This is a genomic window from Onishia niordana (genome assembly GCF_004798965.1).
Classification (GTDB): Bacteria; Pseudomonadota; Gammaproteobacteria; order Pseudomonadales; family Halomonadaceae; genus Onishia; species Onishia niordana.
In genome coordinates this window covers 1-276 of record NZ_SDSD01000061.1, presented here as the reverse complement: position 1 = coordinate 276, position 276 = coordinate 1, and the positions used below count along the sequence as shown (strand labels likewise).

Below are 276 nucleotides of genomic sequence, written 5' to 3'. Positions count from 1 at the left end.
ATCTGTTTTTGGTGCTTCTGTAATTGTTACTGTGTAATCAGTTGTTTGCTCACCTTCAACTACATCTCCTGGTCCTACTAAACTAACAGTTGCTGTTTGCGCATCTGGGTCTGTTGGAACACTTTCATCTGTAATTGTTGTTGTTACTGCATTTTGAGTTGTTGAAACTCTTACATCTTCTAAGCCACCATTTTGAACAGTGTTAATTGAAACTGTAAAGTCTTCACTTCCTTCTGCAATATTATCATCGCTTGTATCGATTTTGAATTTTGCTGA

The 276-nt window shown here is 36.6% G+C and carries 1 protein-coding gene; it reads right to left on the bottom strand.

Features of this window, described 5'->3' with window-relative positions:
* On the bottom strand, positions 1-276 hold a 276-nt coding region (locus ETC27_RS17365; RefSeq protein ID WP_168709086.1), incomplete at both ends, for a hypothetical protein.